Genomic DNA, 13,437 nt, shown 5'->3' with positions numbered 1-13,437 from the left:
CTGCCTTGTGCTAAAAATGGGCCGGTCCATCCACCCCGATGCCCATCCAGCAAGTAGGAAAGGGACACCCGGCGCCATGAAGAGGCTTCTTTCCGACAAGGTGCTCCTGCGCCTGGTGCTCGGCAACCTGCTGGTGGCCGGCCTGCTGGGCCTGGCCACCTGGTTGAGCCTGCGCGCCAACCACCAGGCCGACCTGGACCTGGGCGTGGCCGTCACCCGGAACCAGGCCCGCAGCCTGAGCCTGGAGCTGAACGCCGAGATGCGGCTGGTGGACAACGCCCTGGCCACCGTCGCGGGCCGCTACCGCAGCCGGAGTCTGGAAGGCGCGGACGTGGCGGCGCTGGCCCTCTATGAAATCCTGCAGGAGCAGCGCGCCCTCGTTCCCTTCGTCACGGCGCTGCGCGTCACCGACGCCAATGGCCAGGTCCTGCAGAGTGCGAACGAGGAGGAGCCGGCATTTTCCGTGGCCGAGCGAGGCTACTTCGACCGGGCGCGCAACACCGACCGCATGGTGGTCTCCGACCCGCTGGTCAGCCACTCCTTCAAGAAATGGGCCATCGTGCTGGCGCGGCGGCTGCAATCCGGCGACGGGGATTTCCAGGGCATCGTCTACGCGGTCGTCGCGGCCGAGCATTTCCAGTCGCTGTTCCGCCGCCAGGCCTTCGGGCCCGACAGCGCCATTGCACTGCGTTCGGACAAGGATCTGCTGGTGGCCCGCTACGCGGCAGGCGATCCCCAGCCCATGGCCGGCATCGGCGGCTCGGAAGTCTCGGGCGAGTACCACCGGGCCCTGGCCGATGACCGGGAGCTTGGCTGGTACATCACGCCCACGCTGCTCGATGGTGTGGAGCGCATCACGGCCTACCAGCGCCTGGCCGGCTACCCGCTGACCGTCTTCACCGGCCTGGGCACGGAAAGCTACCTGGCGGGGTGGCGCGCATCGGCCTGGCGTGCCTGGGCGCTCACGGGCCTGAGCATCGCGCTGATCGCGCTGGGCTCGGTCAGCCTCTATCTGCTGCAGCAGCGCGAACGCGTGGCGCGCATCCGGCTCGCCGAGCTGCTGCGCCAGCAGGAACTGTTCATGGACAATGACCTCATCGGCATCGCCCGCCTGCGCGAGCGCCGGCTGCTGTGGACCAACCAGGCCCTGCAGCGCATGCTCAAGCGCCCGGCCGGCGAGCTGCTGGACCACTCGGCGCGCATCCTCTACCCGGACGAGGAAACCTACGAACGCTCCGGCGAACTGGCCTATGGCGCACTGCGCTCCAGCGGCAAATGCCACGCCCAGATGCAGCTGCAGACCAGCGATGGCAGCCTGCTCTGGGTCGATGTCAGCGGCGCAGGCCTGGCCGATGGCGAATCGATATGGGTCTTCGTGGACATCGACGCCCTCAAGCGCGGCGAGCAGGCGGCCCAGCACCAGGCATTGCACGACGTGCTGACCGGCCTGGCCAACCGCCGCGCGCTGCAGGCGCGGCTGCAGCGCGCGCTGGCCCAGGCCAGCGGCCCCGGCCAGCTGGCCGTCTGCTTCATGGACCTGGACGGCTTCAAGCAAGTCAACGACACCGAAGGCCACGACGCCGGCGATGAAGTGCTGCGCATCATCGCCCGCCGCCTCACCACCCAGGCCCGCGAAACCGACTGCGTGGCCCGCATGGGTGGAGACGAATTCGTGCTGCTGCTGGGCGAACTGGCTTCGGCCAACGACGCCCTTCAGGCCATGCAGCGCTGCCTGGCCTCCATCTGCCAGCCCATCCGCCTGGAAAACGGTGCCACCGTCCAGGTCGGCGCCAGCATCGGCATCGCCCTCAATGCCGCCCGGGAAAACACCACCCAGCTGCTGCAGCGCGCCGACGAGGCCATGTATGCGGCCAAGCGCGCGGGCAAGGGGAGGATTGTGGTGGCGGGGAAGTAGGGACGTTTGGTTGAATTTGAAAGATATAGCAATCCCTCGGATAAATCCGGAAATTAGATTTTGGAATATCTCGTTGGGGAAGCTCTGATGGAGATATCACTTTTCTAAGCCTGTTTTATAGCGCTCCATATTATCCGATGCGGATTTTATGGCAGGAATATAAGAATAGCTGGCCGTGAACTTGTCAAGATTCTCAAGGCCTATTTGGTGGTCTTTGCTTGCTATCACCTTTTTCATGACTTTCAATCCAATGTCCGGAGAGATGGATAGCGCCAGCAGTTCCCTGGGATCTGTGAGCATATTTTTGAAGGGGGCCGCCAGAATATCCACAGGGTCCGCCCCATTGAGGATTGACTCGATGTTTGCTTTGGCCATGGCCCATTCATTGTATTGAATGGCTTCTGTCAGGCCGAAGCTGAAAGGAGCGCCGGTAAATTTGATGGGATGGCTGTTTATGTAAACCAATAGTTCGTGATCTATGATATTTTTCCTGTTGCTTTCTGTTATGCCGGATATGTAATTGTATAGCACAATATTTGAATATTCGTCGCCTGTGTTTAAACCATTTTTGATCATCGCTTTGTCGTCAAAAAGAAAACCCATGTGTATAGATTCTCCAGCATATTCTTTGGTGGTCAGGATCCCATTTTTCAGTCCTGAGTCGAGAACCCTGATGGCTTCGGAAGCGCTATCCAGGCTGTTGAGGGATCTCGTATAGTCAAAAATTGCGGATTTGACTATATCTTTGGATCTGTTGCTGTCAATGACGCTAAGCAGTTCTTGGCGGAGGGATTCTCTCACCTCTCTGCGTTGGGTCGAGCGAATGATGTTGTGAAGCCGGTTGATTGCTTGCAATTTCTCATCGTGGGATAACGAATCTGCGAGAGATGTGCGAAATCTATCAATTTCATCCTGAATGAATGCGGAAGTCTGGAATGCACTTGATTGTTGCTCTTCCGCTGTGACTTGATTCGCATTTTGTGTGTCTTCGTTCGCTGGGATTTTTGATTGTTGATTAAAAATTTTGGTCTTTATATTTGGTGTGATGTGGTTTTGTGGTTCTAAAGATTCGTTTATAAATAGATAGGCTGCATATAATGCGGCGACAATGACGGAGTAAGATATTATTCGCTTCATTGTCATTGCTTGAGTTTGTTGTACAAGGCGGCAGGTGCTTTGATGTTGGCTCCTGCTGCACTAATATATTTTTGATACCATGTGGCTATATTCGCATCAATAATTCGTAAAGGTAGCCATTGGCCCTGAATGTGTGAGTGAGCATGTGATCCAGGACTTCGAACCGTTGCGCCCATAATATCCGTTATAAAAGTATCACACCGATATCTTCCTTTCGTCGGAGGCCAGGTCACGTATTTATTCCAGTCCCTGCTGGGTGGAATATTCACAGTAGGCTCGGCTGGAGTAACGTACGGTGTCACAACATAAATTGCACCTATGGCATATATTTGATTTGCTCTCGCAATCATTGCATACAAGGCTGGGTAAGATTTTTTATTGGCTCTAGGTCTGTCAAAATCCTCTGTGCATGCAGACGAGAAGCAAGAGACTACGTTATGGTCAGGCCATTTTGTTCTGCTTATTGGCCAAACTTTGCTGCGTTTGAAAAAATTCTCGTAATTGTTTTTCTGAACAACCTGCGGCTCGTTGAGAACTTCAATTACTGAAGTTCCATCCCATATTCCGATGTGCCCGGCACCTTCAATAACTGGCCAATCTAGATTTCTCGCGACTATGTCTCCGACATAATATGGACGCTCTTTAATTCCGTCGCCAGGGAATTTGATTTTTACAGGTGAGTTGTTCAATTGCTCGACGAAACCATTACGTCCTATGGAGTAAACTAGAACTCTGTGTTCCTGTCCGTCTTTCAAGTCTTCAGTAAGATTTATTGGTATGGAGAAGCCATGCGCACTGTGGCTGCCAAGGCAAGCCGATCCTACAGCGGGTTCCCTGACTATATTTGCGCTGCTCCCCCCAAGAAATTGGTTGTCATCGCGCCAAATGTGTACAGCCACTATGTCATTAGGAAATCTGACATCACACGCCCAGCCAGTAACCATTGCGACCGAGTAGTTGTCAACGTATCCTTTTGAAAATACATTGTTTGCATAGATGAGAAATACAAGAAGGAAATAGTATTTTATATTGCGCATGGAATTTCATTTCAATTGTCGGTTGATATATGAATACGGCGGCAATAGATGTCGGAGATTGCCTGAAAACTCAAGATGCTTGGATTTTCATACGCGAGGAATCCATGCTATTCCGTATGCGTCTCGTTGAAAATAAGACAGCTCCTATTTTTCCTTGGTTTTTGAAGGAAAAATAGGAGTATTCCTGATTCGGGTGCACGGAGCTACGCGGTGAAGCCATATCGCGGCATCGCGTTAATGCCGCAGACAAGGCTTTGCTGAAACCAATTTGGCAGTTTGGGCCGTTCACGGTTGTGATCAGCAAAAATGGGCGTTGCGAGACGCTCGCTCCGCGTGCGGAAAATGCCAGCAGGCTAAGAAAGCCCCAATTCCGAGAGTCGAACCAAAAGTCGACGCCATGCCATTGATAGCCCGACTACACACGCGTGCCCGGTTGAATGCGATGTTGCCCAGCATCTGATGGCAAAGTCCAGACAGGCCAAGCAGGCTAGGCCGATGTGGCTGTCAAACACAATGGTGTGCGGCCAGTCCTGGGCGAACAGATACAGCATGGCAGTCACCGCCGGGGCGGTCACCAAAGGCCGGGCGGTAGACCCGGCCTTTTCTTTCCTTGCACTCGTTTTTCAGCGCTCGGCCTTTTCAATCCATATCCGGATCCTCGTCGCAGCCCGAGCTATTGACGGAGCACATGGAACCTATCTTGATTTTCCGCATGGGCTGCTTGGCCAGCCTTTCACAGCGCGACATTTGCTCGGCATACATATCGTCCATGTGCGTGCCGTCAATCATGATCACCCCATTGCGAATGATGGGCTTTGCCTGACCATCGGCAAGGGCGAAAGCCATTTTCCTGAGAAGAAAACCGGCATGGTGGCAAGGGCCCAGGGCCATGGCAATCCTGGCCATTTCAGGATCAGGAACGCGATTTTTGGCCTGCGTCAGGCTGTCCATCTTTTCCATGAAAGCCCCGTCGTTCTGCGCGATCTGCCCCACCAGCTTGGTCATGCCCGCCTGATTGCGCTTTTTCACAAGATCCGCGATCTGGTCCTCCAGGCGTCTTGCCGCAGCGGCATCACCGAATGCGGCCAGAGAGCCAGATAGTGCATCGTTCTCGGCCGCCGATACTCCGTTCGGCACACACAGTACAGCGCTCGCAGCCAGCAAGGCGGCCATGATCCGGCGAGTCCGGATTGCGCCTTGCGGCCGCAGGCGTCCTCCCAATGCAATGGTGTTCATGTTCTTTGAAGTTGGATTGAAATGAAAATCTCCATTGCGCAGACGCAGTGGAGAAGAAGGGCTTGGGCGGGAATGGCCAAGCCGCCGAACTCTATCTCAATATGCGAATGGATATCCAGGCATCAGCCAGTCAATTGCTTTGTCGCACCACCAGCTCATGACCCAGATCCAGGCTTGGCGATTCCCCGGCCTCTGCGCGCATCCATTGCAGCAGCATGCGCGCACCTTCGGTGCCCACGCGGCCAAGCGTGCGGGCAGGGGTGGATTGTGGTGGCGGGTGGGCAGGGCTATGGAGGCCGTGCCGCTGCTGTGATCGGGGCAGTTGCCGGGGCAGGTGGGGCCTTGGGCTCAACAAGGCAAGACTTCGAATGCCGAACCAAAAGACGATGCAAGGCCGTTGATGGCCCGTGTGCACACGCGTGCCCGGTTGAATGCGATGTCGCACAGCAGCGCTATGGCAAAGGCCAGATAGGCCATGTAGGCCAGGCCGATGTAGGTGCCAAACGCCGGCCAGGGCCAGAAACACCAGCGCATTGGACGCAGTGAAGAGCCTGAACTCCCGCACCAGGCTGGCCGTGGTTCGCATGCGCAAGCGGTGCCGTGGCCTGTCAACCCTTGCGCGGCGCCATGCCCAGCGTGGCCAGCAGCCCCGCGCAGCCGTCTTCCACCAGGTCCAGCACGTCCTCGAAACCCCGGTCGCCGCCGTAGTAGGGGTCGGGCACTTCGCGCGCGGTGTGCTCGGTGCAGAAGTCCGTCAGCCGCTGCACGCGGTGCCATTCGGACTCGGGGCAGATCCTGCGCGCTGCAGATTCGTTGGCGCCATCCATCACCAGCACCTGGTCGAATGCCGTGAAGTCCTCGGCTCGCAGCTGCCGCGCGCGCTGCTGCGAAAGGTCATAGCCGCGCCGTGCGGCATGGGCCTGGGAGCGGCGGTCGGGTGCCTCGCCCACGTGGTAGCCGTGCGTGCCTGCAGAGTCCACTTCGATGCGGCCCGCCAGGCCCGCGTCGGCCACCATTTTTTCAAGCACGCCGTGGGCCGTGGGGCTGCGGCAGATGTTGCCGGTGCAGACCATGAGGATTCTTTTTCTCTTTGTGGCTGGCCTGCTGCCAGCTGACTGTTCCCGAATCTGTTCCATAAACCTCCCTGTGGGTAACGGGCTTCACGACATCTCGATGGCCTGCGATGCCCAGGCGTTCGCCGGCATTTTCCACGCCCCGCACCTGATCTGCCGGGCCGCTTATGCTGCGCCCATGGTGGAACTGCTTTGTTTCTGGATGACCCGGGTGGGTGCGGCCCTGCTGGAGTTGCGGTTGCTGCGCAGCAGCGACGGCGGCTTCAGGGTGATGCTCATCACGGCGGCCATCGTGGTCATCGTGTGCCTGGCGTTGCTGTCCTTCTACGCCTGAGCCCGCAGGGCGGGCACGGGCAGGCGCCCTGCGGGCGGATTTCATGGTGCCGCGCCGCCGGCAGGGGACGTGGCTGAACTCAATGCAGCGCCATCTTGCATGCCAGTGCGGATTCTTCGATCACGGCGGAATCGATGCATCAATCATGTGCGGCCCAGTGATCTTCTGCGACGGGATCCAGACCAGGTAGGACCTCCACATGCCCCGATCATTGCAGTACACAAGGTACTCGCCTGGGTCCAGGCGGCTCTCCCGGTATTGGAATTGCACGCAGCCGATAGCTTGGTTCTTGCCCAGCGCGATGGCGATGTCTCGGCTGAAATCAGTTTTCCACGGACCGGGATAGCGCTCGGTGAGCGGCACACTTTTCGGCGCAGGCACAAGGAAGGCAACGGCCAAAAACGCTGCGGCGATCACTGCCGCTGCTCTCAGTTTGTTGTTCATCTCTGTCTTGATCGGGCCTCTGCAGTCAAACAATGCGCAAGGACATGCCCGCCTTCCTGGGCAGCAGGGAGGGTTCGAACCCATAGCGGCGATAGAACTCCGGCGTGCCGTGGTCGGCCATGAGGCTGACATAGGCCGTGGGCAGGGCATTGCCGTGGATGTACTGCATCAGGCGCTGCATGATGAGGTGGCCCAGGCCCTTTTTCTGGTGCTCGGGGATGACAGCGATGTCCACGATTTCGAAGAAGCACCCACCGTCTCCGATCACGCGGCCTATGCCAACCGGCGTTGCATCGGCATAGACGACCACGCTGAACAGGCCGTTTTTCAGGCCGATGGCGGCCGCCTCGGGCGACTTGCGGCTCAGGCCGGCAGCCAGCCGGATCTGGATGTAGTCCTGGACGGCGGGGACGTGGTCTTCAATGCGGTAGTTCATGGATGGTGAGGGCGCCAGAGGCATATCGGAGGATCGGCAAAGCGCCATCATAGGCAGGCGTCTGTCCGATGCCCACGGCAGAGCCTTCGGCCAGGCTGGCCGTGGTCTGGTGGTAGGCCGACTCGATGAGTTCCACCAGCCGGGCGCGCATCTGGATCAGCGATGCTAGTTGGGTGGCCTGGCGTTGCTGCGCGTAGACGGCCTTGCGCTTGCGGCATTCGCAGTCGGCGCGGCGCATGTCGGTCATGACCGAAGCCAGCTTGTCGGGAATGCCGGCCTCGATCTCGCGCCGCACTGCGGCGATCTCGCTATCTGTCCTGCCCAGCGCCTTCTGGGCCAGGTCCGCCATGCGCGAGCCTGTCAGCGTAGCCAGCTGGGTGCCCAGCCTGCGCTCGATCTCGATGCGGATGATCTCCTTGCCCAGGCCCTCGGCCAGCAATGGCGAGGAAAACGACAGGGCGAAGGCTGCGCCGAACACAAGCGTGCCCAGGATGCCGAAGCAAAGAATGAGGGTTCGTGTGCCTGGCGTTGCTGTCCTTTTACGCCTGAGCCCGCAGGTCGGGCACGGGCAGGCGCCCTGCGGGCGGATTTCATGGTGCCGCGCCGCCGGCACGGGACGTGGCTGAACTCAATGCAGCGCCATCTTGCACGCCAGTGCGGATTCTTCGATCACCGCGCAAAAGAGGCATCAAGCATGTGCCCCGACTTTTCCAGGCACGTAAAAGTGTATTGAACGCTCAAGGCATCAACGCTTGCCAGTCATTAATTGACGGCATTTTTTTATTGAGCAAATCAATTGTTATCTCTGGAATTTTCAGAATATATTTTTGGCGTCTGTGCTTGAGTTAATAGATTTGGGTAATTGCTTTATTCAGGCTGTTTTATTGTTTTTTATTAAATATCTGAAGGAAAAGTTGATGAAAATAAAAGCTCTTGCCGCCAGCGTGTGCCTTTCCTTCTCGGGCCTTGGCCTCGCATTGGCGGATACCCAGTACACCTATGCGGGCGTCAACTACAACGATGCCCATGCCCCTTACACCACAGCCATGAGCCTCAGCGGCTCGATGGTCCTGCCTGCGACCCTGCCGGCCAGCCAGACGGACATCGTCATCGGCCCGGGAACGCCCTACCCGATCAGCAGCTGGTCGTTCAGCGACGGCGTGAATACCTATACGCAGGCCAATGCGCAGATCATGGCTGCTATTTCGATCGGTGATCCGCCGCGCTTCAAGGTTTCTACCGATGGCAGCGGCAATATCACTGCCTGGAACCTGGCGATGGTTTCACCTGCTGCGCCCCATGTCCCAAGCCAGCCGGTGGACGCTTTCAATATCGCCTCAGGCTCGGGGGACATCGCTGGTGACCATTCGGACACCACATGCGTCTTGTTGAATGGCAATGTGTGCAGCCAGGTGCTTGCTGGTGGTACAGGATTCACTTTTTCGCCTGCCCAAGGCAGTTGGAGCATGCAACCCTACATTCCCCCGCAGCCCGGCCCGGTGGCCGTGCCGCTGCTGGGGTGGCCTGCGCTGCTGGCGCTGATGGGCGGCGTGGCCGGTCTTGCAGCGTGGCAACGGCGCAGGGAGGGTGTGGGAAGCTAGGCACGCAGTACCTTCCTGCGCGGCTGTGCTCCGCGCAAATCTCAGTGCAGCGCCACCATCAACTGCCCATTCTCATTGCGCACCGCATGGGCGCGCACAGAGTGTTCGGGCGCTTCCAGGCATTCGCCGGTGGCCAGGTCGAAGTGGTGCTTGTAGATGGGCGAGGCGACGACGACGCGCTCGCCCAGGCTGCCGACCAGGCCGCGCGCGAGCACGCTGGCGCCGCAGCGCGGGTCCACGTTGTCTATGGCGTAGAAGCGGTCTTCGCCAAGGCGAAAGACCGCCACATGCCGGCCTTCGACCAGGGCGCAGACCCCCGTGTCGGGGACGATGTCGCGGGTGGCGCAGACGGGCATCCACTGTTCTTGGGCGGGGTGTGTCATGGCGGTGCCTTGTCGGTGGTGTGGGTGCGGGCCGGGATCAGGCCTGGATCAGACCAGGGCCTCGCTGCGCTCTTCGCTGCGCGCCGGGCGGATCTGGCCGCGCTCCTGCACGAAGACGATGTGCTCGTCGGGCTGGTCGCTGTTGATGAAGCTGCGAAAGCGCTGGCGCACTTCGGGCGTGGTGACGGCGGTCTTCCACTCGCACTGGTAGGTGTCCACCACATGCTGCATCTGTGCCTCGAGTTCGGCGCCCAGGCCCAGGCTGTCGTTGACCACCACGTCCTTGAGGTAGTCCAGGCCGCCTTCCAGGTTTTCGCGCCAGGTGCTGGTGCGCTGCAGGCGGTCGGCCGTGCGCACGTAGAACATCAGGAAGCGGTCAATGAGCTGCAGCAGCCTGTCCTTGGACAGGTCGGAGGCGATCAGCTCGGCATGGCGCGGCTTCATGCCGCCGTTGCCGCAGACGTAGAGGTTCCAGCCCTTGTCGGTGGCGATCACGCCCACGTCCTTGCCCTGGGCCTCGGCGCATTCGCGCGTGCAGCCCGAGACGCCGAACTTGATCTTGTGCGGCGCGCGCAGGCCTTTGTAGCGGTTTTCCAGCTGCACGGCCAGGCCCACGCTGTCGTCCACGCCGTAGCGGCACCAGGTGGAGCCCACGCAGCTTTTGACGGTGCGCAGCGATTTGCCGTAGGCATGGCCGGACTCGAAGCCGGCCGCGATCAGCTCCTCCCAGATCAGCGGCAACTGCTCCACGCGCGCGCCGAACAGGTCCACGCGGGCGCCGCCCGTGAGCTTGGTGTAAAGGCCGTATTTCTTGGCCACCTGGCCGACGGCGATCAGGCCGTCCGGCGTGACTTCGCCGCCGGGCATGCGCGGCACCACGGAGTAGCTGCCGTCCTTCTGGATGTTGCCCAGGTAGTAGTCGTTGCTGTCCTGCAGGCTGGCGAGCTGCGGCTGCAGCACGAACTCGTTCCAGCACGAGGCCAGGATGCTGGCGGCCAGCGGCTTGCAGACATCGCAGCCCAGGCCCTTGCCGTGGCGGTGCAGCAGCTCGTCGAAGGTCTTGATGCCGCCCACGCGCACCAGGTGGTACAGCTCCTGGCGCGAGTGCGGGAAATGCTCGCAGACATGGTTGTTGACGGCCATGCCGCGCCGGGCCATCTCGGCCTTCATGACCTGGGTGGCCAGGGGCACGCAGCCGCCGCAGGTGGCGCCGGCCTGGGTGCAGGACTTGAGCTCGGCCATGGTACAGGCGCCTTCGCCCACGGCCGCGCAGATCTGCGCCTTGGTGACGTTGTTGCACGAGCAGATCTGCGCCGTGTCGGGCAGGGCGTCCACGCCCAGGCCGGGCTTGGCCTTGCCGTCGCTGGAGGGCAGGATGAGGAACTCGGGCTCTTCTGGCAGGGCGATGCTGTTGAGCGTCATCTGCAGCAGCGTGCCGTACTCATCGGCATTGCCCACCAGCACGGCGCCCAGCAGCTGGCGGCCGTCCTCGCTGACCACGATCTTCTTGTAGACCTGCTTGCGCTCGTCGATGAACTGGTAGTTGCGGCTGCGCGGCGTCTTGCCCTGGGCGTCGCCGATGCTGGCCACATCCACGCCCATGAGCTTGAGCTTGGTGCTGAGATCGGCCCCGCCGAAGGCGGCCTCGGCCTCGCCCGCAATGTGGCGGGCCGCCACGCGCGCCATGTCGTAGCCGGGTGCCACCAGGCCGAAGGTCTGCTCGCGCCAGGAGGCGCATTCGCCAATGGCGTAGACGTTGCGGTCGCTGGTGCGGCAATGGTCGTCCACGGCCACGCCGCCGCGCGGGCCTATGGCCAGGGCGCATTGGCGGGCGATCTCGTCGCGCGGGCGGATGCCGGCGGAGAAGACGATCATGTCCGTCTCCAGGTGCGTGCCGTCGGCAAACACCATGCGGTGGCGCGCCGTGGCGCCGTCGGTGATCTCCAGCGTATTGCGGCCCGTGTGCACCTGCACGCCCAGGTCCTCGATCTTGCTGCGCAGCACGCGGCCGCCGCCGTCGTCCACCTGCACGGCCATCAGGCGCGGGGCGAACTCCACCACATGGGTCTCCAGGCCCAGGTCGCGCAGGGCCTTGGCGCATTCCAGGCCCAGCAGGCCGCCGCCCACCACCACGCCGGTCCTGGAGCGCGCGGCCGATGCCTGCATGGCCTCCAGATCCTCGATGGTGCGGTAGACAAAGCAGTGCGGCCGGTCGCGCCCCGGCACGGGCGGCACGAAGGGCGCCGAGCCTGTGGCCAGCACCAGCCTGTCGTAGGGGATGACTTCGCCATCGGCCGTGGTCACGGTGCGCTCGCGCCGCTCCACGGCTGCCGCCCTGGCCGCCAGGCGCAGCGTGAAGCCGCTGGCCTCGAAGAAGCCGGGCGCCACCAGGCTCAGGTCCTCGGCGCTCTTGCCGGAGAAGAATTCCGACAGGTGAACACGGTCGTAGGCGGCGCGCGGCTCCTCGCACAGCACGGTGACGTTCGCGTCTGCCACGCCCAGGGCATGCAGCTGCTCGAGAAATTTGTGGCCCACCATGCCGTGGCCGATCACAACGATGTTCATCTGGCGTCCTGCGTTGCGCATCCAGTGTTTTGCGGGCCGCAGGCCAGGGCCAGCGGGTCAGGGCAGCCAATGCAAGTGCCGTGCCAGCACCGTGGCGCGGTGCCTGCCCGTGGTGCACGCTGTCTGGTGCGCAGACAGCGTGCACCGCAATGCGCCCGCCGCACCGTGCAGGGGCGGGGTGCGCCGTGGTGGTGCGTCAAGTACGTCAAGTGCGCCAGGAACGCCCGGTGCGTCAGGCGCGAGGCAGTCCCTGCGCGCGGCTGCGCCAGGACTCGGGAGCGCAACCGAATTGCGCGGCGAACCAGCGCGTGAAGGCGCTGTGGCTGGCATAGCCGAGCATGGACGCGATCTGGCCCACGCTGTAGTGGGGATGGTCCAGGTAGCGCAGGGCCAGTTCGTGGCGCACTTCGGTCAGCAGCTCGCTGAAGCTCAGGCCTTCGCGGTCCAGTTCGCGCTGCAGCGTGCGCAGGCTGCGCCCCATGCCCTGCGCCACGCCTGCGCAGGTGGCGTTGCCCGAGGGCAGCAGCAGGTAGATGACCCTGCGCGCCTGGTGCCCCACGGAGGCGGCACGGTGGGCCGGCATGGCCTCCACCAGCCGCAGCGCATAGCGCGCCAGCGCGGGGTCGGCCAGCGGGTTGGGCTCGTCCAGGTCGGCGGCGCGGCAGGCGATGCCGTTGAACTCGGCGCCGAACGTGATGCGGCAGCGGAACATGCGGCGGTGTTCGGACAGATCGGCCGGTGGCGCGTGGCTGAAGCTGACGCCCTGCGGCCGCCAGCGCTCGCGCAGCAATGCCTCGCACATGCGCCACAGCACGCCCATGGCCAGTTCCACGGACTGGCGCATGGCGCCGTGCAGGACGAAGTCCTCGCGCAGGATGACGATGTCCCCTGCATCCTCCAGGTGGATCAGCAGCGATTCGTTGACCAGGTGCATGTGCGCGACCAGCGTGTCCAGCGCATGGCGCAGCGTGGGCTGGTGCAGCAGCAGCAGGCTCACGGCGCCGAAGCTCGACAGTTGGCGGTGCCGGGCCATGCGCAGGCCCAGGGACTCGCAGCCCGTGGACTGGGCCGCGTCTTCCAGCAGGCGCGCGACGATGGCCACGTCGATCAGCTGGTCCTGCTCGCGCAGCAGCGCGGGCCGCAGGCCGGCCTGGCGCAGTGCCTTGTCGGGGTCGCCGCCCAGTTCGCGCATGACGTCCGAAAAATGGGTCAAGGCCGCCGCGCGCACCATGGTGACCATGCTTGCCCTCCTGTCAGTCCGTGGCCTGGTGGCACG

The 13,437-nt window shown here is 61.6% G+C and carries 13 protein-coding genes; 3 read left to right on the top strand and 10 right to left on the bottom strand.

Going from position 1 to position 13,437, the window contains the following annotated elements; translation table 11 throughout:
- Positions 1-76 precede the first annotated feature (76 nt).
- On the top strand, positions 77-1,915 hold the full coding sequence (locus DELCS14_RS23225; RefSeq protein WP_013803823.1) for a diguanylate cyclase: 1,839 nt from the start codon (positions 77-79) through the stop codon (positions 1,913-1,915).
- A 96-nt stretch (positions 1,916-2,011) separates the two neighbouring features.
- Here DELCS14_RS23225 and DELCS14_RS23220 read toward each other — a convergent pair whose 3' ends face one another.
- The 4 genes from DELCS14_RS23220 to DELCS14_RS23205 form a co-directional block, all read right to left on the bottom strand.
- Positions 2,012-3,058, bottom strand: a complete 1,047-nt coding sequence (locus DELCS14_RS23220) for a hypothetical protein (protein ID WP_013803822.1) — start codon at positions 3,056-3,058, stop codon at positions 2,012-2,014.
- Complete coding sequence (locus DELCS14_RS30210; protein WP_013803821.1) at positions 3,055-4,089, bottom strand: hypothetical protein; 1,035 nt, start codon at positions 4,087-4,089, stop codon at positions 3,055-3,057. Before DELCS14_RS30210 ends, DELCS14_RS23220 begins: the two co-directional genes overlap by 4 nt.
- Positions 4,090-4,728: 639 nt before the next feature.
- Positions 4,729-5,325 (bottom strand): hypothetical protein, encoded by a 597-nt coding sequence (locus DELCS14_RS31345; RefSeq protein WP_228676810.1) that lies wholly within the window; start codon positions 5,323-5,325, stop codon positions 4,729-4,731.
- A 608-nt stretch (positions 5,326-5,933) separates the two neighbouring features.
- Entirely contained in the window at positions 5,934-6,398 is a 465-nt protein-coding gene (locus DELCS14_RS23205) for a low molecular weight protein-tyrosine-phosphatase (RefSeq protein WP_013803819.1), read from the bottom strand.
- On the opposite strand from DELCS14_RS23205, the gene DELCS14_RS23200 reads away from it, so the two are divergent.
- On the top strand, positions 6,397-6,732 hold the full coding sequence (locus tag DELCS14_RS23200) for a hypothetical protein (RefSeq protein ID WP_228676809.1): 336 nt from the start codon (positions 6,397-6,399) through the stop codon (positions 6,730-6,732). The genes DELCS14_RS23205 and DELCS14_RS23200 overlap by 2 nt on opposite strands.
- A gap of 120 nt (positions 6,733-6,852) precedes the next feature.
- On the opposite strand, the gene DELCS14_RS23195 is transcribed toward DELCS14_RS23200, so the two are convergent.
- The 3 genes from DELCS14_RS23195 to DELCS14_RS23185 are packed head-to-tail and all read right to left on the bottom strand — an operon-like array spanning position 6,853 to position 8,090.
- A complete protein-coding gene (locus DELCS14_RS23195; RefSeq protein WP_063327002.1) occupies positions 6,853-7,176 on the bottom strand; it encodes a hypothetical protein in 324 nt (107 codons plus the stop codon).
- Between the two features lie 25 nt (positions 7,177-7,201).
- A complete protein-coding gene (locus DELCS14_RS23190) occupies positions 7,202-7,612 on the bottom strand; it encodes a GNAT family N-acetyltransferase (protein ID WP_013803816.1) in 411 nt (136 codons plus the stop codon).
- Complete coding sequence (locus DELCS14_RS23185; RefSeq protein WP_228676808.1) at positions 7,596-8,090, bottom strand: hypothetical protein; 495 nt, start codon at positions 8,088-8,090, stop codon at positions 7,596-7,598. The genes DELCS14_RS23190 and DELCS14_RS23185 overlap by 17 nt, the downstream gene beginning before the upstream one ends.
- Before the next feature lie 358 nt (positions 8,091-8,448).
- On the opposite strand from DELCS14_RS23185, the gene DELCS14_RS23180 reads away from it, so the two are divergent.
- Positions 8,449-9,213: a hypothetical protein gene (locus DELCS14_RS23180; RefSeq protein WP_228676909.1), complete on the top strand. Its 765-nt coding sequence runs from the start codon at positions 8,449-8,451 to the stop codon at positions 9,211-9,213.
- Positions 9,214-9,254: 41 nt separating this feature from the next.
- Here DELCS14_RS23180 and nirD read toward each other — a convergent pair whose 3' ends face one another.
- The 3 genes from nirD to DELCS14_RS23165 form a co-directional block, all read right to left on the bottom strand.
- Complete coding sequence (nirD, locus tag DELCS14_RS23175; protein WP_013803814.1) at positions 9,255-9,596, bottom strand: nitrite reductase small subunit NirD; 342 nt, start codon at positions 9,594-9,596, stop codon at positions 9,255-9,257.
- A gap of 48 nt (positions 9,597-9,644) precedes the next feature.
- Positions 9,645-12,161: a nitrite reductase large subunit NirB gene (gene nirB / locus DELCS14_RS23170; RefSeq protein WP_013803813.1), complete on the bottom strand. Its 2,517-nt coding sequence runs from the start codon at positions 12,159-12,161 to the stop codon at positions 9,645-9,647.
- 232 nt (positions 12,162-12,393) lie between these two features.
- The gene (locus DELCS14_RS23165; protein WP_013803812.1) at positions 12,394-13,401 is read right to left on the bottom strand and encodes an AraC family transcriptional regulator; all 1,008 of its coding nucleotides are present in this window, start codon (positions 13,399-13,401) and stop codon (positions 12,394-12,396) included.
- Between the last annotated feature and the right edge of the window lie 36 nt (positions 13,402-13,437).

Source organism: Delftia sp. Cs1-4, from assembly GCF_000214395.1.
Lineage (GTDB): Bacteria > Pseudomonadota > Gammaproteobacteria > Burkholderiales > Burkholderiaceae_C > Comamonas > Comamonas acidovorans.
Note: the sequence above shows the minus strand (reverse complement) of the source record. Positions and strands in the feature narration are given on the sequence as shown.

Bases quoted from the DNA above. Each gene is read 5' to 3' on its own strand.
- DELCS14_RS23225 (WP_013803823.1), top strand. From the start codon at position 77: ATGAAGAGGCTTCTTTCCGACAAGGTGCTCCTGCGCCTGGTGCTCGGC.
- DELCS14_RS23220 (WP_013803822.1), bottom strand. From the start codon at position 3,058: ATGACAATGAAGCGAATAATATCTTACTCCGTCATTGTCGCCGCATTA.
- DELCS14_RS30210 (WP_013803821.1), bottom strand. From the start codon at position 4,089: ATGCGCAATATAAAATACTATTTCCTTCTTGTATTTCTCATCTATGCA.
- DELCS14_RS31345 (WP_228676810.1), bottom strand. From the start codon at position 5,325: ATGAACACCATTGCATTGGGAGGACGCCTGCGGCCGCAAGGCGCAATC.
- DELCS14_RS23200 (WP_228676809.1), top strand. From the start codon at position 6,397: ATGAGGATTCTTTTTCTCTTTGTGGCTGGCCTGCTGCCAGCTGACTGT.
- DELCS14_RS23205 (WP_013803819.1), bottom strand. From the start codon at position 6,398: ATGGTCTGCACCGGCAACATCTGCCGCAGCCCCACGGCCCACGGCGTG.
- DELCS14_RS23195 (WP_063327002.1), bottom strand. From the start codon at position 7,176: ATGAACAACAAACTGAGAGCAGCGGCAGTGATCGCCGCAGCGTTTTTG.
- DELCS14_RS23190 (WP_013803816.1), bottom strand. From the start codon at position 7,612: ATGAACTACCGCATTGAAGACCACGTCCCCGCCGTCCAGGACTACATC.
- nirD (WP_013803814.1), bottom strand. From the start codon at position 9,596: ATGACACACCCCGCCCAAGAACAGTGGATGCCCGTCTGCGCCACCCGC.
- nirB (WP_013803813.1), bottom strand. From the start codon at position 12,161: ATGAACATCGTTGTGATCGGCCACGGCATGGTGGGCCACAAATTTCTC.
- DELCS14_RS23165 (WP_013803812.1), bottom strand. From the start codon at position 13,401: ATGGTCACCATGGTGCGCGCGGCGGCCTTGACCCATTTTTCGGACGTC.